12 protein-coding genes and 2 pseudogenes are annotated in these 20,056 nt (G+C 71.3%); 5 read left to right on the top strand and 9 right to left on the bottom strand.

Going from position 1 to position 20,056, the window contains the following annotated elements; genetic code table 11:
• The first annotated feature begins 279 nt into the window (after positions 1–279).
• Together ACIBTS_RS02260 and ACIBTS_RS02265 are read left to right on the top strand one after the other, a co-directional pair.
• Positions 280–3,612, top strand: a complete 3,333-nt coding sequence (locus ACIBTS_RS02260) for a right-handed parallel beta-helix repeat-containing protein (RefSeq protein WP_399315913.1) — start codon at positions 280–282, stop codon at positions 3,610–3,612.
• A complete protein-coding gene (locus tag ACIBTS_RS02265; RefSeq protein ID WP_399315914.1) occupies positions 3,609–4,895 on the top strand; it encodes a S8 family serine peptidase in 1,287 nt (428 codons plus the stop codon). Before ACIBTS_RS02260 ends, ACIBTS_RS02265 begins: the two co-directional genes overlap by 4 nt.
• A gap of 346 nt (positions 4,896–5,241) precedes the next feature.
• Here ACIBTS_RS02265 and eccCa read toward each other — a convergent pair whose 3' ends face one another.
• The gene (gene eccCa, locus ACIBTS_RS02270) at positions 5,242–9,189 is read right to left on the bottom strand and encodes a type VII secretion protein EccCa (RefSeq protein WP_399315944.1); all 3,948 of its coding nucleotides are present in this window, start codon (positions 9,187–9,189) and stop codon (positions 5,242–5,244) included.
• A gap of 206 nt (positions 9,190–9,395) precedes the next feature.
• Between eccCa and eccD the strand changes: the two genes are divergently transcribed.
• The 3 genes from eccD (at position 9,396) to ACIBTS_RS02285 (ending at position 13,395) form a co-directional block, all read left to right on the top strand.
• Positions 9,396–10,796, top strand: coding sequence for a type VII secretion integral membrane protein EccD (gene eccD / locus ACIBTS_RS02275; protein WP_399315915.1), 1,401 nt, complete (start codon positions 9,396–9,398; stop codon positions 10,794–10,796).
• 133 nt (positions 10,797–10,929) lie between these two features.
• Complete coding sequence (gene eccB / locus ACIBTS_RS02280) at positions 10,930–12,447, top strand: type VII secretion protein EccB (protein ID WP_399315916.1); 1,518 nt, start codon at positions 10,930–10,932, stop codon at positions 12,445–12,447.
• 378 nt (positions 12,448–12,825) lie between these two features.
• On the top strand, positions 12,826–13,395 hold the full coding sequence (locus ACIBTS_RS02285) for a helix-turn-helix domain-containing protein (protein ID WP_399315917.1): 570 nt from the start codon (positions 12,826–12,828) through the stop codon (positions 13,393–13,395).
• Between the two features lie 496 nt (positions 13,396–13,891).
• On the opposite strand, the gene ACIBTS_RS02290 is transcribed toward ACIBTS_RS02285, so the two are convergent.
• The 8 genes and pseudogenes from ACIBTS_RS02290 to ACIBTS_RS02325 form a co-directional block, all read right to left on the bottom strand.
• The gene (locus tag ACIBTS_RS02290; RefSeq protein WP_399315918.1) at positions 13,892–14,050 is read right to left on the bottom strand and encodes a hypothetical protein; all 159 of its coding nucleotides are present in this window, start codon (positions 14,048–14,050) and stop codon (positions 13,892–13,894) included.
• Positions 14,051–14,146: 96 nt separating this feature from the next.
• Entirely contained in the window at positions 14,147–16,312 is a 2,166-nt protein-coding gene (locus tag ACIBTS_RS02295; RefSeq protein WP_399315919.1) for an MMPL family transporter, read from the bottom strand.
• Between the two features lie 160 nt (positions 16,313–16,472).
• Entirely contained in the window at positions 16,473–16,742 is a 270-nt protein-coding gene (locus ACIBTS_RS02300) for a metal-sensitive transcriptional regulator (RefSeq protein ID WP_319675237.1), read from the bottom strand.
• Between the two features lie 49 nt (positions 16,743–16,791).
• Positions 16,792–17,157 carry a rhodanese-like domain-containing protein gene (locus tag ACIBTS_RS02305; RefSeq protein ID WP_399315945.1) on the bottom strand — a complete coding sequence of 122 codons (366 nt, stop codon included), beginning with the start codon at positions 17,155–17,157 and terminating at the stop codon, positions 16,792–16,794.
• Between the two features lie 33 nt (positions 17,158–17,190).
• A pseudogene (locus ACIBTS_RS02310) lies at positions 17,191–17,454 on the bottom strand (CoA-disulfide reductase); the annotation flags it as partial.
• Between the two features lie 29 nt (positions 17,455–17,483).
• A pseudogene (locus tag ACIBTS_RS02315) lies at positions 17,484–17,615 on the bottom strand (hypothetical protein); the annotation flags it as partial.
• A 195-nt stretch (positions 17,616–17,810) separates the two neighbouring features.
• Positions 17,811–18,014, bottom strand: coding sequence for a hypothetical protein (locus tag ACIBTS_RS02320; protein ID WP_399315920.1), 204 nt, complete (start codon positions 18,012–18,014; stop codon positions 17,811–17,813).
• A 751-nt stretch (positions 18,015–18,765) separates the two neighbouring features.
• Positions 18,766–20,031 carry a phenylacetate--CoA ligase family protein gene (locus tag ACIBTS_RS02325; protein WP_399315921.1) on the bottom strand — a complete coding sequence of 422 codons (1,266 nt, stop codon included), beginning with the start codon at positions 20,029–20,031 and terminating at the stop codon, positions 18,766–18,768.
• Positions 20,032–20,056 lie beyond the last annotated feature (25 nt).

Below are 20,056 nucleotides of genomic sequence, written 5' to 3' on the forward strand. Positions count from 1 at the left end.
CCTCAAGCGCAGCATCTGCCGTCAGATTTTCAAGATCACTGAACGAAGGAACCGGCCGAACGAGGAGGAGATCCTCAAGCAGCTTGACAAGACATAGCAGCCTCTGTGTGATCGACGGGGAGCCGACCGCGACCAAGTAATCATAAAGCTCAAGTCACCCTCAGGAGCTGGAGTCCTGCTCCGCATCAGGTCAGCTGGGCAGGGCGATACCCGGCATGATGGTGACCCAAGGCAATTCGGGGGCGGGCTCGTGGCCTTGCGAGGCCACGAGAAGGAGGAATGCGCGTGTCACGCCAGGTACTTAGGGTCAGCCCTGAGGGATCCGACGGCTTTCGGACGATCGGTGAGGCCTTGGCCAGGGCACGTAGCGGTGCCGTCGTCAGCGTAGCTCCCGGCACATACGGGGAGAACCTCACCATCACCACCCCGGTCACCATCGTGGCGGAGCAGGCCCGCGGCAGTGTCCAGATAGCGCCGCGTCGCGGCAGCGCTCTGGTACTCAGGGCCGAAGCCGTCATGCTCACCGACCTGGTGCTGCGAGGACGCGACGAGGAACTGCCCGTCATCGACGCGCCGCGCGGACAGGTGGCCATGGACGGCTGCGAGGTCATCGGCTCCGCCTGGACGGCCCTGCTGGCCCGGGCCGCCGGCTCGCTCGCCCTACGGGACTGCCGGGTCAGCAATCCTGTGGGAGCCGGCGTCGTGGTCACTTCGACGGTGGAGAGTTCCGTCGAGTCCTGCACGATCGAGCACCTCGGCACCTCCGGGGTGGTCATCGGTGAAAGCGGCCGGATGACCCTGCGCGGCTGCACAGTTCGTGATGCTCGCGGCAATGGTGTACTCGCCAACGGAGAGGCCCAGGGGTCGGTCGAGGAGTGCGACATCTCCTCGACCGACAAGCCCGCCGTCGCCTTGGAAGGCAACAGCACCATGCGAGTACTGCGAACCGTGGTGCACGACACCAGCACGGGGGTTCAACTCGCCAGCCGGGCCAGGACGGAACTCGAGGATGTGCGTGTCACCGGCACCACCGGCGCCGGCATCGTGGTCAGCGGTGGCAGCGACCCCGTCGTCCGCCGATGCCGCACGGCACGGACCAAGGGCCATGGGCTCCTGGTCACCGAACGCTCCCGGGGCACGTACGAGGACTGCTGGCTGGACGCGGCTCAGGCCCCCGCCCTCCGGGTGAGCGGACACGCCTCTCCCGTCCTGGTCGGCCTGACCGTCAGGGACTGCGCGGCGACCGCGGTGCTGCTGGAGGAGGACTCGGCCGCCGAATTGGACCGGCTCGATGCCACCGACGCCCTGGGATCCGGCATTTCCATACGCACGGGTGCCAACCCGCTGGTCAGACGTGCCCGTATCAACGCGCCGCGAGGGCACGGGGTGGAAGTCCTGAAAGACGGCCGGGGCCGGCTGGAGGACTGCACCATCGAGCGTGCAGGCCGCTGCGGTGTCAGGGCCGAGGACGACGGCAACGTCTACATCGGGGGCGGAGCGGTCCTCGCGCCCGCCGCCGGCGGCGTGTCGATCGGCGCCGACGGCATCATGACTGTGCGGGACCTGGAGATCACCGAGGCCGAGGAGTCCGGTGTCATGGTCGAGGGCGGCGGGGAGGTGACCGCGACCCGGCTCCGGGTGGTCGGCAGCGGTAGGCACGGGGTCCTGGTCGCCGACGGCGGGCGCGGCTCGTTCAACTCCTGTGAGATCAGCGGCAGTACGGAAGACGGTCTGTGCGTCGAGTCCACCGACCCGGTGTCCGTGGTCAACTGCACTGTCCGGGACAACGGCGGCGGCGGACTCGTCCAGTCCAGGCCCGGTGAGCGGCTCGCCGTCGACGGACTGACCAGCACCGGCAACGGCAAGCGGGACGCCTGGGGCTCCGACGGAACCTACGGCTCCGCCGGGGTGGACGGTGCCGCCGACGTGGACGCCCGGCTCACGCGGGCGGACGGGCCACTCGGCACCCTCGACGCCCTCATCGGCCTGAGCAGCGTCAAGCACCAGGTACGTACGCTGGTCAACCTGACCCGTCTGGCCCAGCGCCGGGCCAAGCTCGGCATGCCCGCCCCGCCGATGGGCCGTCACCTCGTGTTCGCGGGCCCTCCCGGTACCGGCAAGACCACCGTGGCCCGACTCTACGGGGCGGTCCTCGCCGAACTCGGCGCACTGCGTTCGGGACACCTCGTCGAGGTCTCGCGGGCCGACCTGGTGGCGCAGGTCATCGGCGGCACCGCCATCAAGGCCACCGAGGCGTTCAACCGCGCCCTGGGCGGCGTACTGTTCATAGACGAGGCTTACACCCTGCTTTCCGACAGCCGTGGCTCCGGCGCCGACTTCGGAAGGGAAGCGGTCGACACCCTCCTCAAGCTCATGGAGGACCATCGCGACGACGTGGTGGTCGTCGCCGCCGGGTACTCCGCCGAGATGGAGGCGTTCCTGGCCTCCAATCCCGGTCTGGCCTCGCGTTTCTCCCGGACTGTGGAATTCGAGAACTACGCGGTGCCCGAACTGGTGGCGATCGTCGAGAGCATGTGCTCCGGGCACCAGTACGTGCTCGACGACACCACGCGCAAGGCCCTTGCCGTGCACTTCGAGCGCATGCCCAGGGACGCGACCTTCGGCAACGGCCGCGCCGCCCGCCAGGTGTTCGAGGGGATGGTGGACCGCCAGGCGTCCCGCCTGGCCACGCTGACGGACATGACCGACCAGGACCTCCAACTGCTCCTCCCCGAGGACATCGGGGAGGAAGCCGCACGCGCGGCCGCCGACGGGGCCGGCGGAGGCCCGGACGGTGACCCGTTGGCCCGCCTGGGCGACCTGGTGGGCCTGGCAGCCGTCAAACGCGACGTCACCGATCTGGTCAACCTGCTGTCCGTCACCCGCCAGCGGGAAGCCGCGGGGCTGCCCGCGCCGCGCATCAGCCACCACCTGGTCTTCACCGGGCCGCCGGGCACCGGAAAGACCACGGTGGCGCGGCTCTACGGCGAACTGCTCCTCTCGCTGGGCGTGCTGCCGCGGGGCCAGCTCGTCGAGGTGGCGCGTGCCGACCTCGTCGGCCGGTACGTCGGTCACACGGCGCAGCTGACCCGGGCGGTATTCGAACGGGCCCTGGGAGGCGTGCTGTTCGTTGACGAGGCCTACGCCCTGACCCCCACCGGAGCGGGTGCCGGGTCGGACTTCGGGCAGGAGGCGGTGGACACCCTGCTGAAGCTCATGGAGGACCACCGGGACGAGGTCGTGGTCATCGTCGCCGGCTACACCGCAGAGATGGAGCGCTTCCTGTCCTCCAACCCGGGCCTTTCCTCGCGCTTCTCCCGGCGGGTGGAGTTCGCCGACTACTCCTCGGACGAACTGGTCACCATCGTGCGGCAGCACGCGGCCGCCGCCGGGTACGAGTGCGGGCCGGGCACGGGCCAGGTGCTGCGCTCGTACTTCGAGTCGCTTCCGCGTGACCGCTCCTTCGGCAACGCGCGGCTCGCCAGACAGGTTTTGGAGGGAATGATGACACGTCAGGCCGGTCGGCTGAGCACGATGGCAGCCCCTGGGCTGGAGGACCTGCGGCTGCTGCTTCCCCAGGACGCGGTGCCGGGTAGGGCGGTGTCCGAATGACCCGAACCGCAGGATGGCCCGGCCTTCCGCCCCGGCCCGGGAGCGGCGCCGGTGGCGGCCACGGCATCACGCGCCGCCAGAGGCGCCGTCACGCGCTGCCGGTCCTCGTCAGCCTTCTGTCCGCGTCCACGATGGTGGTCGGGCCGATGGCCGCGGTCGGTGCGGCGTCCGGGGACCCCGTACGGCTGCCGGTGATGCCGTCCCGGCTGGCGGCCGGGGCCGCCTGTACCGGCGCCTCCGACACGGTGGCCAAGGCCATGCCCTGGGAGCAGCAGAACCTGCAGCTGACCAGAACACAGGAGTTCGGTACGGGCGCCGGGGTGACGGTGGCCGTCGTCGACACCGGGGTCTCGCTCATGGCACCCACCCTGGCGGGCCGGGTCACCGCGGTCGGTGAGGCGGGGGAGGACTGCGTGGGCCACGGTACGTTCGTGGCCGGGTTGATAGCCGCCGCCCCCGTGAAGGGCGTCGATTTCGCCGGAGCGGCCCGGCAGGCACGCATCGTGGCCGTGCGCGGCACGGACAAGCGCGGGACGGCGACGGACACCACGGTCGCAGCCGGCATCCGGGCGGCGGTGGACGCCGGGGCCCGGGTCATCGCGGTGTCCCCGGCGCTGACACGCGATTCCGCCACGCTCAGGAGCGCCGTTTCCTACGCCGCCGGCCACGACGCCCTGATCGTGGCCGCCGCGGCTCCCGACGCCTCACGCGACAGCACGTCCTCCGCCCCGCCGCCCGCCGACTACTGGCCGGCGGCCGAAACCGGTGTGCTGTCCGTCGTCGACGTCGACGTGCAGGGCCGAAGGCCGCAGGGCGCGTTCACACCGAGGCATGCCGACGTCGCCGCACCGGGCGACGGCGTCCTCGGCATCGGTCCCCGGGGGCAGGGCCACTTCATCGGCTCCGGACCGTCACTCGCCGCCGGTTACGCCGCCGCGACAGCCGCCCTGGTGCGGTCCGCCCACCCCGGCCTGACCGCCGCCGAGACAGCACGCCGACTGATCACCACCGCGTACCCGGCGGACGTACCACGGCTCGACCCCTACGGGGCTGTCACCTCCGTGCCGGGTGCGTCTCGCGACCGGGCCGCGACGGCCGACGGTTCCCGGCCGGTGCGTCTGGAGAGGGACGAGGCGGGCGCCCGTGCGACGCATCGTGCCCTGATGGTGGCGGGGGCGGGCGGCGGCCTGGTTCTGGTGGTCGCCTGGGCCGCTGTTGCCGCCCCGAAGGGCCGCGCCCGCCGATGGCGCCCGGCCGGGAACGGGGCGTCGCCGCCTGCCTGAGCTGGTTGGCCACCGCCACTGCCACCGTCGTCGGGCCGAGCCATTTCCCGCTCGGGGCTTCCCCGACTTGCTGCATCGTTGCTGTGGGGCGGGGATGTGCCGGTGGGGGCGGGGGGGGGGGGGGGGGGGGGGCCGCCGCGCCCCGCCCCCCCCCCCCCCCCCCCCCCCCCCCCCCCCCCCGCCCGCGCCCCCCCCGGGGGCCGGGGGCCCCCCCCGCGTGGGTCGGGGGGGGGGGGGGGGGGGGGGGGGGGGGGGCGCCCCCCCCCCCCCCCCCGCCCCCCCCCCCCCCCCCCCCCCCGCGGCCGGTCGAGAGGCCCCGCCCGGGCGCCCCTCGCCGGGCCGAGCGTCATTCCTTGCCCGGGCCCTCCCCGGTCGGCTCGTCCAGCAGCGCGGTCTGCATGAGGACGGCCTTGCGGCGGGCGATGTACTGTGCCCGGCCGGGCGGCAGGTTGCGCGGCTTGATGTTGCCGAACAGGTACCCCTCCGAGGGCGGGCAGGACATCAGCAGTCCTGGCGTGTTGACCTCGTCCAGGCGCCTGAGCAACTGGTCGTTCAGGCCCCTCCCCGCACCGGTCGCGGACCGTGTCACCACCAGGTGCAGCCCCACCTCGTGACCCAGGGCCAGATGGTCGAACAACGGGTCGAAGGGGTGGCCGACGGCGAGGCCGCCGCCGACCATGTCGTAGTCGTCGACGAGCACGAACAGTCTGGGCCCCGTCCACCAGTCCGCGAGGCGCATCCGGGCCGGAGTGATGTCCGGTCCGGGCACGCGGGCCTTGATGGCCCGGGCCGAACCGCTCACCAGCTCCCGCAGGGCATCGAGCGACACCGCGTGCCCGAGGCGGTATTCCTCCGGCACCGCCTCGACCAGCGTGCGACGGTAGTCCACCACCAGGATGCGGGCCTCGCTGGGCGTGTAGCGGGCGGTGATGGCCGAGGCGACCAGCCCCAGCAGGTTGGTCTTCCCGCTCTCCGTGTCGCCGACGGCGATCAGGTGCGGCGTACGGCTGAAGTCGTGCCACACCGGCGACAGGGTCGCCTCGTCGAGCCCCAGCGGAATCCGCAGTCCGTCGGCCAGTTCCGCCTCCGGCAGTTCGGAGACGGACAACCGGTGCGGCAGCGTTCGCACGGGCGGTGCGGAAGGGCCCGACCAGCATCCGGCGACCCTTTCCACCAGCCCGGCCACTCCCTCGGTGAGGTCGTCGGCGCTTTCCTGGCCGTCGATGCGCGGCAGTGCCGCCAGGAAGTGCAGCTTGCCGTCCGTCGTGAGGCCACGTCCCGGGCTGCGCGGCACGGTTCCCGCCTTGCGGATGTCGACGACGGAATCCATGGCGTCGCCCAGCCGCAACTCCAGCCGGGTCGCCACCTGGTCGCGTACCTGGGAGGACAGCTCCATCCAGCGAGCCGTGGCGACGGCCAGGTGTATGCCGTAGTTCAGGCCCCGCGCGGCGATCTGGTTGAAGGCGGGGACCAGCGCGTCGAAGTCCTGGCGCAGCGTGCCCCATCCGTCCACCACCAGGAAGACATCACCGTGGGGCTCGTCCTCGAACTCACCGGCCGCGCGGCGCCTGCGGTAGGTCGCCATGGTGTCGATGTTGTGGCTCAGGAAGAACTGCTCACGCTGGTTGAGCAGGGTGGTCACCTCGGCCACCGTACGGCTGACCCGCTCGGCGTCGAGCCGGTTCGCCACACCTCCGACGTGAGGCAGTCCGGCGAGCCCGGCCAGCGTTCCGCCACCCAGGTCAAGGCAGTAGAACTGCACCTCGCGGGGGGTGTGGGTGAGCGCGAGGGCGGCGATCAGGGTGCGCAGCACCGTCGACTTGCCGCTCTGCGAACCGCCCGCGACCGCGATGTGCCCGCCGCTGCCGGAGAGATCCACCATGAGCGGGTCACGGCGCTGTTCGAACGGCTTGTCCACCACGCCGACCGGCACCTTCAACCGGCCGAGTCCCGGCCAGTCGGCGGCAACCAGCCCGTGCTGCGGGTCCTCGGACAGGCCGGGCAGCAGTGCGTCGAGGGTGGGTGGCAGGCCGAGCGGCGGCAGCCACACCTGGAGGGCCGTCGGCCCCGCGTCACGCAGCCGCTCCACGGCCACCGACAGCAGGGAGGCCGCGTTCTCCTCCTCCTCCGCCACCTCCGGCTCCGGCTCCGACGGCTGGGCCGGGGAGCGGGGCACCACGTAGTCCGCCGTCCACGGCACCACCTGGCTGGCGACCCGCGCCTGGACCACCGCGCCCCGGCGCGTTCGGTACGCCCCCGACACATACGCCGCCCGGAACCTGGTGAGCGCCTCCACGCCGCTCTTGAGGAAACCGGCGCCCGGCTGCGACGGCAGCTGGTAGGCGTCCGGGACACCCAGCACTCCGCGGCTCTCCATGGCCGAGAAGGTGCGCAGACCGATGCGGTACGACAGATGGCTCTCCAACTGGTGCATGCGTCCCTCGTCCAGGCGTTGCGACGCCAGCAGCAGATGCACACCGAGGGACCGGCCCAGTCGGCCGATCATCACGAACAGGTCCATGAAGTCCCGGTGGGCGGAGAGCAGTTCGCTGAACTCGTCGACCACGATGAACAGGCTCGGCAGCGGCGCCAGTTGTGTTCCCGCGGCGCGGGCCTTCTCGTACTCGAGCGCGGAGGAGTAGTTCCCGGCCGCCCTCAGTAGCTCCTGACGCCGTATCAGCTCGCCGTGGACGGCGTCACGCATGCGCTCCACCAGGGCCGCCTCGTCCGCCAGGTTGGTGATCACCGCCGAGGTGTGCGGCAGCTCGTCCAGGCCGAGGAACGTGGCCCCGCCCTTGAAGTCCACCAGGACGAAGTTCAGGGTCTCCGAGGAGTTCGTCAGCGCGAGGGCCACCACCAGGGTGCGCAGCAGCTCGCTCTTGCCCGATCCGGTCGCGCCGATCAGCATGCCGTGCGGGCCCATGCCGCCCTGCGCCGCCTCTTTGATGTCCAGTTCGACCGGGGCCCCGTCGGCGCCCACCGCGACCGGAACGCGCAGCCGAGCCGTGCCCGTGCCGCGCTTCCACAACGTTGCCGGATCGTGACGGTGCAGGTCGGAGATGCCGAGCAGGGCGGTCAGCTCCACGTCCGTGGACAGCGGCTCGGCGGTGTCGGCGGACAGGCTCATCCGGTACGGCGCGAGCATCCTGGCCAGCGCCCGGGCGCCGGCCTGGCCGACCGTGTCGGGGCGGCCCAGCAGCGTCGACTGCTCCTTGCGGCTGCGGTCGGTGCGCACCAGCCGCATCCCGTCCGGCCGCACGTCCAGCCGCAGCGTGGTGCGTCCCGGTCTCCACCGCAGGGCTTCCGACAGGTCGAGCACGACGACGTTGCGCAAGCCCGTGCCGTCGAGCCGGTGCCCGGCGGGAACCCGGCCTCCGTCCACCACGAGCACGGTGAACGGCTCGTTACGGTCGGGAACGGCCTCGGGGTCGAAGGCGGGCCGCTCGGTGAACTCCGAGCCGAGCAGGTCCTCCAGACCGTTGAGGTCACCGGCCACCATACGGGCGGGCCCGGCACCGTCCTGCTCGTACGGGTGCAGGTTGTGCGGCAGCCACTTGACCCAGTCCCACTCCGCCCGGCGCTCGTCACTCACACACAGGGTGATCCACAGGTCCTCCGGCGCGTGGAACACCGCCAGCTGGCACAGCACGGTCCGCACCAGACCGCGTACCGCCGCCTCGTCGCCGCGCAGCAGTACCCGGGCCCAGGACCGCAGGTACAGCGCGATCGGCTGATCGGGCACCGTGCTGTAGGCTCGCATGAACCGGCGCAGTGCGTGCGCGGACATCGGGTCGAGGTCCTCCACGGGCTTGGCGGACACCGGGGCCAGCTGCATCGCCAGCTGCTGGTCCCCGACGGCCACCCGCACCTCGGCGAAGTCGTCGTCCCTGGTGCGCCGTTCCCACAGCCGTGTGGTCCGCACAATCGAACGCAGCGTCTGAGGCGCGGGATGACGCCAGGCGAGTGCCAACTGCTGCTCGATGACGGCCCGGTGGACCTTCCGCCGGCTTTGAGTCAGATGGCGCAGATAGTCCCGGCGCTCGCCGCTGAGGCGCTGTTTACGCTCGCCGCTCCTGCGCATCACCTGACCGACCATCATGACCACGGATCCCAGGACCATCACGCCCAGCGCCACGTAGGTCAGCACGCCTCCGCTCCCGCCGGGCCGGATAAAGGCCAGCATCATGGCGACGGACATCATTCCCATTGGCAAATAGGTCCATACCGCCGAGTTGTCCGGAACCGTCTCCGGCAGGGTCGGCGGCTCCTGGAGGGTCAATTCACCCTCGGGCATTTCCGGGCCGCGCCTGCGGGCAGGGCGGCGGAACAGGGTGACACTCAAGAACGGAACTCCTAACCGTGGCGCGCGACTCATGGGTCGGGCCAAGAGCGGGAAACCCCCAGGGCGTTCACGAATGCTTCGGGGTGTCAGTAGTCTGCATCCGTTCAACTCCCAACACCAAGCTCTGGATGACATTCCTGGGAAGCGTGGCCTCTCCAATGACCGAAAACTCGGTGGCGGCCCTGTGCCATCTCACCGTCCGTGCCCCTGCCAAGACCATGGACCTGGCGGTACCCGCCGACGTTCCCGTCGCGGACCTCCTGCCGACCGTGCTGCGCTATTCCGGCGAGGAGCTGGAGGAGAACGGCCTGGACCACGGAGGCTGGGTGCTGCAACGACTGGGCGGGAGCCCCCTGGACGACGAAGGCACCCTGGAGTCGCTCGACCTGAAGGACGGCGAGGTGCTCTATCTGCGTCCGCACTCCGACGCGCTGCCCGAGGTGCGGCTGGACGACCTCGTCGACGGGATCGCCAACCACACGCGCGAACGACTGCACGGCTGGAGTCCCGAGGCCGGCCGCCGGTTGCTCCGCGGGGCCGTGGCGGTCTGCGTGCTGACCGCCCTGGGGGTGCTGGCCTGGCCCGGAGGCCCGGTCGTCCCCCGTGCGGTGACCGCCGCCGTGGCCGGTCTGCTGTTGCTGGCCGGGGCGGCCTCGGCCAGCCGGGCGGTGGGGGACGCGGCAGCCGGCGCGACCCTCGGCTTCCTGGCGGTGCCCTGCCTGGCACTGGCCGGCTGGCTGCTGCCCGGTGGCGCCCTCTCCGGCCCCCACTCCCACCATGTCCTCGGCGCGCGGCTGCTGGCCGCGGGTGCGACGGCCGCCGGCGGAGCGACGCTGGCGGTGGCCGCGGCGGCCGTCTACATCCCGCTCTTCATCGCCACCGCCGTGGTGGCGGTCGCCACCGTCTCCGCCGGGGTCCTCATGAGCGTCGTCGACGTGCCGGTGGACGGCGCGGGCGCCGCGGTGGCCGCGGTGGCCGTCGTCCTGGGCGGCTTCGTACCGGCCCTGTCCTTCAAGCTCGCCGGCATGCGGATGCCCCCGTTGCCCACCAGCGCCCAGCAGTTGCAGGAGGGCATCGAGCCCTACAGCGGCAGCGACGTCGCCACCCGGACCGAGCTCGCCGGCAACTGGATGACGGCCCTGTACGGGGCGACCGGTGCCGTCTGTGCCGGCTGTCTGGCGGCCCTGGTCCGGCTGCCCGGCCTTCCCGAGGTGCTGACCGCTGGCACGTTGTCGCTGCTCCTGCTGCTGCACGGACGCGGCATGGTCAATGTGCGGCAGCGGCTGGCCCTGGTGGTCCCGGGTCTGTGGGGAGCGTTCCTGCTGGCCGTCGGCACCGCGGCCCGGTTGTCCCCGGCCGACCGCCCGGCGTTCGTCGTGGGACTGCTGGCGCTGGCCGCCGCACTGGCCGTCGCCTCCTGGACGGTGCCGGGCCGGCGGGTGCTGCCGTACTGGGGCCGCGCGGCGGAACTGCTCCAGTCGCTGCTGGCGATCGGCCTGCTGCCGCTGACGCTGTGGGTGCTCGGTGTCTTCGGCGTCCTCCGGGCGATCAACGGCTGACCAGCGCAGAGAACGGCTGACCGGCAGGGAGTACGGCCTACGGGCACGGAGTACGGCTGACCGGCCTAGACGGCGGCCAACCGGCAAAGACGGCGGCAAACCGGCACAGAGAACCGAAAGGGAACGCCATCCCATGCAGTCCAAGCGCGACCAGGTCCAGGCCCATTCCTTCGCCATCGGCAGGCTCACCTCCGGCATGCTGCTCGCGGACCCGGACGCCCCGGAGAGCCCGCTGGCCCGCACCACCCGGGGCGCGGCCATCGGTACGGTCGTCGCCGTGCTCGTAGCGGCCGGCACGGCGGTGTACGGGCTCGTCTCGCCCGGCGGCAACACCGCGTGGCGGACCTCGGACACCCTGATCGTCAACAGGGACACCGGAGGCCGCTACCTGTACCTCGACGGCCGCCTCAGACCGGTGCGGAACTACGCCTCCGCCCTGCTGATCGGCGCGGGCCGACTGAAGACCACCGATGTGGGCGGCGCGACGCTGCGCGGCACGCCCGTAGGGACCCCGGTCGGCATACCCGGGGCCCCGGACTCCGTGCCTGCGGCGAAGGACCTGGACAGCGGCGCCTGGCACGTCTGCTCGGCCCTCGGCTCCGCCCGGTCCACGGCAACCGCCGCAGCCGCGGCCACCACCCTTGTCGCCGGTGCTCCCGTGGAGGCCCAGGCGGTGGCCGACGACCGGGCGCTCGTCGTGAGCGGTCCGGACAAGGCGACGTACCTGGTCTGGCACGGCAGCAGGCTCCGGCTCGACAAGGCCTCCGGCGCGGTCGTCTCCCTCGGCTACGGCTCCGTCACGCCTCGCCCGGTGTCCGCCGCGTTCCTGGACGCGCTGGCCCCCGGTCCCGACCTCGCTCCGCCCGCCGTTCCGGGCCGCGGGGCCGCCGGGCCGTCGCTGGGCGGCGCACGCGGCACGGTGGGCCGGGTGTACATGGTCCAGGTGCCTGGCTCCACTCCCAAGTACTACCTGCTGAGGAAGGAGGGCCTGGCCCCGCTGCCGGCCACCGGGGCCGCGCTCGTCCTCGGCGACCCGGCCACCCGGGAGAAGGCCTACGGCGGCCACTCGCCGCAGGCCGAGCCGTTGGGCGCGGACGCCCTCCAGGGCCACCTGGCACCCGAGGACCAGGACGGATCCGCCGTCCCCGCGGGCCTGCCGGACTCCCCACCCCGGGCGGCCGGCGTGCCGGACGGTCTGACGGCCTGCGCCCGGGTGCAGGCCGTGAAAGGGCTGGTCCGCGTCAGCACCGTACTGGTGCCGCCCGAATCCCTGGCTCCGGTGACCCAGTCGGCGCCCGGCGAGTCGGCGGAGGCGTGCCTGCCGGTGGACGCCGTCGTGGTCCGGCCGGGCCGTGGTGCCCTGGTGCGGGTGCTGGGTGCGGGCGGCACGGCGGCGGGCAACACGACGTACTTCGTGGCCGAGGACGGCGTGAAGTACCGGGTGCCTTCCGGTGACGCGCTGAAGGCGCTGGGGTACGGGAACGGGGACGTGGTGACGCTGCCCTCGCCGCTGCTGTCCATGCTGCGGTCGGGGCCGGACCTGGACCCCCGAGCCGCCGCCGCGGGTGGCGGCAGCGCCGGGATCACGCCTCCTGCCTGCGGCAAGGTGCACGGTGGGCGGGGCGGGGCGCCATCGCCTGCCGATGGGTGAGATGCGGGTGTTCGTGGTGCCGGGCGGGTGTACGAAAGGGCAGGTTTCCAGGGCCCGACAGCTCTGACTACCTCAAATGGAAGCGCTCTCATGGGAGTTGGGCCATAACCTCGTGCTGTTCCTCCCCACTGGTTCCACAACCAAGGAGCAGACCCATGTCAGGCGGCGGACGGCAGCCGAGCGCACAGGCGACCCGGATCGGCGCCCGGTTCGGCCGACCCGGCGAGGCGGAGGCCGACGCTCACTCGCTGCCGCGATGGCCTGTGCCCGCTCCTCGGCTCAGGGCGCTCGGTCCGGGGTGGCGATCGATGGCGCGCCTGGGGCGGCACCTGCATTCATCTCATGAACAAATGCCCCACAGTAAGGAATAGCCGAGTTATGGATCGACCGCCGTTCTGCGCAGCCAACGCCATGGCAGCACGAGAGCGCACGGGTTTGTCGCCGCATGACGTGGCACGGCAGATGGACGTATTGGACGCCCCTGTCGATCCCGAATTGGTTGTCGCCTGGGAGAGCGGTACGTACTTCCCCACCGAGCCGCAACTATTCGCTTTGGCGGATGTGCTGTGGTGCCGGACCACCGAATTGATGGGCATTGTGCAGCCTCGTACTCTGGCAGAGCATCGGCTCGCCCGACAGTTCAGCGTGACGAGGCTGACTCGGGCCATCGGCATGGATTCCGCTGAATACATGAAGGCCGAGGAGCGGAACCGGTGGCCGGGGAATTTCCTTCAGACGCTGTCCCTTCTGCACGCGCTTAACATCTCCATGCCTCAGTTGGAGGCCGCCAGCGGCCTGTACGACGTGGTGGAGATCACCTCATCCCTCACCGAGCACAGGCCGAGACGGATACGACTCTGGCCGAGGAGACCGGCCGCACCGGCGGCCGGTGCCCGCGATGCGGCGGCACCGACCGCGGATGCGGGTCCCGTTCAGCCCGAACACTGATCGACCAGCCGGACGATCCTGTCGTTGAGATGCCGCCGGCGGAGGGTGAGGTGAGCCGCCGCCCTCAGCAGGGCGTCCCCGCCTCCACGGAACCGCCCCCGGCTCAGGATTTCAGCGGGATTCTTGCCCCTGGGACCGGTCGGTGCGTTCTCGGGAGTTGACGGCGGGCTGTCCCGGACGCGGCTGAGCGGCGGCGAGTTCGCTCGCCCTGGTCCGCACCTCGTCGCCTTAGGCCGTCCTGTACGGACGGGCCGGTCCATGATTTTCACCCGGTCCAAGCCGGGCTTCCTGAGCTTGAGGCCGTCTCGAAGTGAAGGCTCGCGGCCCGGCGGCCGCAGATGAGTGCAGAACCCGCCGCATCGGCAGAGAAACATCAGGTCAGGCCCGGTACTGGTCACGGTACCGGGCCTGACCTGGCGATTTTCGGTGCCGTCGGGGGCCGACTGGGCGGTTGGTCCCCGGGCGACGTCAGACGCCGGGCGGGTGCCGCGCCGGGTCAGCCGCGGCCGAGGATGCGCTTCCAGAGGTTCCCGGCGGGGGCCGAGTCCTTGGAGTCCTTGGTGCAGGTGCAGCGTTGGGACTGTGGCACTCCGGCGAGGACCTGGTCGACGTGCATGCCGCAGCCGCGGTAGGTGGCTTTCTGGCACTTCGACATGTGGCCTTCTGGCACATGGTCTCGACTCCCTTGTGTGGTGGGGCGGGTGTGGGCCGGCGCCGGCACCGGCCCACGCGGGTCGGGGTGCCTGACGTGTTACCCGTGACTGAAGTGGATGTCGGGCAGGACGCGCTGGAGCCAGGCGGGGGTGTGCCAGGCCGCGCGGCCGGTGAGGCGGAGCAGCACGGGCAGCAGGATCAGGCGGACGAGGGCGGCGTCGAGCAGGACGGCGACGCCCAGGACGATGCCCATCTCCTTGGGCGGCAGGGAGTCGGAGAGGGAGAAGGTGAAGAAGACAGCGACCATGACGGCCGCGGCGGCCAGGATGACGCGGCCGGAGTGGCCGAGCGCGGCGACGGCGGCGGTACGGGGATCGCCGGTCTTCTCGTAGTGCTCCTTGGCGGTGGACAGCAGGAAGACGGTGTAGTCCATGGCGATCGCAAAGATCATGGCGAAGAAGAACACCGGTGCCCAGCCGTCGAGGAAGCCCTGCGGGGTGAAGCCGAGCAGACCGGCGCCGTGGCCGTCCTGGAAGATGAGGCGGGCGGCTCCGAACGCTCCGGCGGTGGCGAGCAGGTTGGTCACGGTTCCGATCAGTGCCACCAGGGGCGCCTGCAGTGCGACCACGAGCAGGAGGAAGCCGAGGACGAGGACGATGCCCATGACCAGGGGCGTCTTGTCGTTCAGGGTCTGCTGCAGGTCGAGGTTCTCGACGGCCGCGCCGCCCACCAGCGTCTTGTCGGGCAGGCCGTTGCGCAGGGTGTGGACGGTGTCCGCGAGGGCGGGATCGGACGGGTCCGCCAAGGGCACGGCCTGGATCATGGCGAGCCCGCTGTCGTCGGTGGCGTCCGCGGCCGGCATGACGGCGGCGATGCCGCTGTTGTCCGCGATCTGCCGGGCGACCCGGGCGGCGTCGCCGGACGGCGTGATGATCTGCAGGGTGCCGGGGGCGCCCTCGCCGAACGCCTCCTGGACGGCCTCGTACCCGACGCGGGAGGAGTTGCCCTCGGGCACCACCGTGATGGAGGGCATGGCCGTGCGCAGACCCATGACCGGGGCGGCCAGGGCCACCAGGACGAGCAGGGCGGGGACGCCGTAGCGGAAGGGGTGGCGCCACAGGCGCTCGCCCCAGGCGGTGAAGCGGGGCGAGGATCCGTCGCCGTCGCTCGCGGGGCGCGCGAGGGGCAGCGACGCGGCGTTGATGCGTGTCCCGAGCCGGCCCAGGACGGCGGGCAGCAGGGTGAGGGTGGCGGCCAGGACGAAGACGACGGCCAGCATGACGCCGAGCGCCATGGACCTGAAGGCCGGGGCGGGCACGAGCATCACGGCCGAGAGGCTGACCAGGACGGTGAGGCCGGACAGGGCCACGGCCTTGCCGGCCGTGTCCATGGTCTCGGCGACGGCCCTCACCGGGCTGCCGTGCCGGGCGAGCGCCGCGCGGAAGCGGACGACGAGGAAGAGCGCGTAGTCGATGCCGAGGGCGAGGGCGAACATCATGGCGAAGTTCATCGCCCAGATCGACGTGGGCGTCAGGTGGTTGAGCAGCACGAGGGCGCCCGCGGAGGCGGCCAGGCCCGCGATGGTCAGCAGCAGCGGAAGCCCGGCGGCGACCAGGGAACCGAAGGCCAGCACGAGGATGGCCATCGTCACCGGCCAGGAGATCATCTCCGAGTGCATCATCGAGTCGTGGTTGGCGGTGTTGAAGTCGCTCCACATGACCGAGGAACCGGTCGCGGCGAGGGTGACCCCGTCGCCTGACAGGGCGGCGAGCGGCTTCTTCAGGTCGTCGGCGGCACGCACCATCTCGTTGGTGTCCGCGGCGGCACCCGCCAGGAGGACCGCCGTCTTCCCGTCACGGCTGATGGTCGCACCCTGCTGGGGTGCGAGGACGTCGGAGATCCGCGGGTCGGCCTTCAGCAGGTCCGTCGCCTTCGCGATCGTCTTCTGCACCGCCGGGTCCGAGACCTGCCGGTTGGCGGTGACGACCACCTGCAGCGCCGAGGACGCGTTGCCCGAGAAGTGCCGCTGGGCGAGTTCGCGCACCTGCACCGACTGCGAGCCGTTGGCCTGCCAGCCGGCACCGGCGAGCGCGGAGGTCACCTGGGGCGCGAACGCGCCGAGGCCCGCGACCAGGGCCAGCCACAGCACCAGCACCACTCGCAGACGGGTCGTGGCCCAGACCCCCAACCGCCCCAGCAGTCCGGGCGGTGTATGGGGGGCGGAGGCGTCTTTCTGTGCCAGTGCCGGTTGAGCGGTCGTCATGCTCATCTCCTACTCAATACTCTTGGGGGTATTAATGAATGCAAACTGCGCTATACATATGGGGGTATACGAATGGGTGGGATGTGTTATCGGCGTGCGGTGCAGGACGCCAGGGGCGCCCCGCCTGTGCTCGGCGGCGCGGGGCGCGCCTGGTTGAAGATCAGGCCAGGCTGAGGAACAGCTTCTCCAGTTCCGCTTCGGTCAGCGGGGCGCGCTCACCGTCGGTGGTGGTGAGGCATTCGCGCATGCCATTCGCGATGATCTTGAAGCCGGCCCGGTCCAGTGCCCGTGAGACAGCGGCGAGCTGGGTGACCACGTCCTTGCAGTCGCGGCCTGCCTCGATCATCGTGATGACGCCGGCCAGCTGGCCCTGTGCGCGGCGCAGCCGGTTGAGGACGGCGGTCGTGGTTTCGTCGTTTGCGGCAGCCATGGCGGCGGCTCCTGTTCGCGGGTTGTTCCGGTGGGGTGCTGGTGGGGGTTCAGGCGGCCAGGGGTGCGGGTGTGGCCGGCTCGGTGGTGTGCGCGGCGGCCCAGGTGGCGTAGCCGCCGTCGAGGTTGGCGGTGGGGCGGCCGGTGAGCTGGGTGAGGAGGCGGGCGGCAGTGTGACCGCGCAGCCCGACCTGGCAGTGCACGATGAGTGGCCGACCGGCGGGGATCTCGCCCTGCCGGGCGCGCAGTTCGTCGACGGGGAGGTTCAGCGCGCCGGGGATGGCGCCGCGCGCGTGCTCGGCGGCGGTGCGTACGTCGATCAGGACGGCGCCGTCGGCGAGCGCGGCGTCCAGCTCGTGCCACTGCACGGTGCGGGCGGTGCCGGTGGCCAGGTTCTCGGCGATCATCCCGGCCATGTTCACCGGGTCCTTGGCCGAGCCGTAGGGCGGGGCGCAGGCGAGTTCCAGGTCGGCCAGGTCCGGGGCGGTCAGGCCGCCCGCCATCGCGGTGGCGATTACGTCGATGCGCTTGTCCACGCCGTCCGTACCGACCGCCTGGGCGCCCAGGATCCGCCCGTCGCGCGGGTCGAAGAGCACCTTGAGCGCGATCGGCGAGGCGCCGGGGTAGTAGCTCGCGTGGGAGCCGGGGTGCAGGTGCACGGCCTGGTAGGGGCGGCCCGCGGCGCGCCTGCGGCCATCTCCGCATCCAGTGGCGGCAGCACCTGGTCGGCGAGCTCCACCAGCGTGACGTCCCGACCGCGCTCACGCAGGTTCTCCGCCGCTTCCACACGGATGAACCCGCCGCGCGGTGGACAGCTCCAGGCGGCGGCACTGGCAGACAAGGCCGTCAGGGCCTCGGCGGGACTGGTCCTCATTCGCTCCCAACCCCCAACTCCCTTCGGTAGCCTGTTCGCTACGCCGAAATCCAGCCGGGGCCGTTCATGCGGCAGCGTACGAGGCGGCCCGGCCCGGCAGGGCGATTCTGGGGAAGCCCCAAGCGGTCGGGGAGCCAAGGGCGGATCTCACCCCTCGGCTCCCACAGATCCGTGTTGAGCCTCTCCCTGACAGACCTAGTGGTTGAACTGGAACCAGTTGATGTTGCACACCAGTTGGCCGAAAGTCTCCAGGCCGATGCGCCGGCTGATCACCACCACGCCGAAGAGGCGCCCTGTCCGAAGCAGGTGGGCCCGACATGGTTTGTCGGCCCACTTCGCGCGGCACATCTCAGGGTCGTCGGCCGTAGCCGAGTACCACTCGATGCCCCTCCTCGCCATCCGCTCCAGGTCACCATCTCGGTCGGCGTGGTTCGCTGACCGCTCCGGCGTCCGCTCGAACAGGCTCGTGCCGCACCCCCTGACGGGACAGGCGGCGAGAGACGGCTGCCTCCCCGGGATGGGGGTGTATCCCGGGGGCGGCCGCCCGGCCGCCCCGAGAGGAAGGATTATGGCGACCGCACGACCAACACCGTACGGCGCCACCACGGTCTTGTGAGCAGTCAGTCCGCTGGAAGGGACGAACAGGAAGGCGGATCGGCCCGTCCGGACACGAACAACTCCGGGCGACGGAAAGACCCATGCCCGAGCCCTCCTCCGCCCGCCCGCCACCGCATCGGCGTCCTGTTCGCCTTGCCTTCGTGGAGGCCGACCACGGGCCCGAACTCGCCCGGTCCGGGGCCCGCTTCCCGGTCACGTATCCGCAACGCCCGGGCAACCAGGCGCAGGTGTCCACGTACGTCAAGGGCCCTTCGCCGGAGCACCGGGTCCTGCGGGCGGTCGTCCTGTGCATCACCGCGCATCTGAACGGCGACCTGAGCACCCCTGCCGTCGCCACCCGGGCCGGCTGTCAGCGAACGGCGCCCTCTCCCGGCTCTTCCTCGACCGGTTGGGCCGGTCACCGGCCCGTTCCGTCCGCTCAGCCCGACCGAGGCGGCCGCGCGACTCCTCGAAGGCACCGCGCTCGGGGCGGCCCATACCGCTCCGGGTGACCTGCGCATATTGCTCCGGCGTTCCGTGATCAGCCGGTGGATCAGCTCCGGTCCAGACGCTGGTCGACCAGCCGGACGATCTTGCCGCTGCGCGGGTTGACCTGGAGTTGCTCCAGCGGGACGTATTCGACCCTCAGCGGGTTGATGAGTCCGGCGCTGACGTGCTCGCCGAACATGGGGCGCAGCTCGTCGAAACGCGCGACTACACAGGCGGCGAACCGCTCGGGATCGGTGATGCTGCCCGCGATCCGCAGGACCAGCTCGTCCTTGGAGTCACGGCGGCACTGCACCGCCTGGATGCCCGCTATGAGCTGGTCGTCCGACACTTCCTCGACCAGGGCCCGCAGATCCTCCAGGTAGACGGTGATCGGCCCGACCCTGGCACCGGTCTCGGACCGGCCCAGCAGACGAAAGCGCCGGTCCTCGTAGTCCACCCATTCCGCCACATCGCCCACGGGATACCGGATGACCGGCATCAGGCGCCTGACCAGGTCGGTGGCCACCAGCAGTCCCGACCGACCCGGCTCACGGATCGGCTCACCGGTGTGCTCGTCCACGATCTCCAGCAGCTTCTGCAGATGGTGCACCCGATGCACCCGCGCGTCCGTTTCGCCCGCGACCGGAGCGGCCAGGACGCCGGCGTCCACCGACGCGTACCCCAGTGAGCGGACGTCCGCATGGGGGAACGCCTTGGCGATCAGGGGCCGCTGATCCTCGTAGAAGGCCTCGCCGGCGAAGAGGAAGAGGTGAACGGAGGACAGCGATTCCCCGCGGGCCACCAGGTGTGCCGCGACGCGGCTGAGGGTGGTCGGCGTGGACATCACGACGGTCGCCTCGTGCTCCGCCATCATCTCCGCCATGGCCTCGGGCGAGGGGGTACCCCCGATCGGCAGGTGGACGACGGGGACGAAGGTCTCCTGCAGACAGAGCACGTTGAACAGGAAGCTGGCGTACAGCTCTCCGGCGTAGAAGAGGTTGGCGACGCGGTCGCCGGTACGCAGGCCGGCCGCCGCGTACCCGTCTCCCCACAGTCGAGCCATGGCGTGCAACTCGGACCGCGTGTAAACGGTGAGCTTGGGATTGCTGGTGGTGCCGCCGGTCCTGAAAACGATGCCGTCGGACTGTCGGCTGGTCAGAAGGCCATTGTTCCGGGGTGTGTTGGCCGACCAGAAACCGTCTTGGTCGATGACGGGGAGGTCCTCGAGGTGGTGAGGGCCTCCGGCCTTCACCGCGGCGTAACGGTCCCGGTAGTAAGGGGAGTTCCGCCGGGCGAACTCGACGAGTTCGGTGAGGCACTCTGTGCTCATGGTCGCTTCTTTCGTTTACGGGTCA

This window comes from Streptomyces sp. NPDC050121 (assembly GCF_044460385.1).
GTDB classification, from domain to species: Bacteria; Actinomycetota; Actinomycetes; order Streptomycetales; family Streptomycetaceae; genus Streptomyces; species Streptomyces soliscabiei.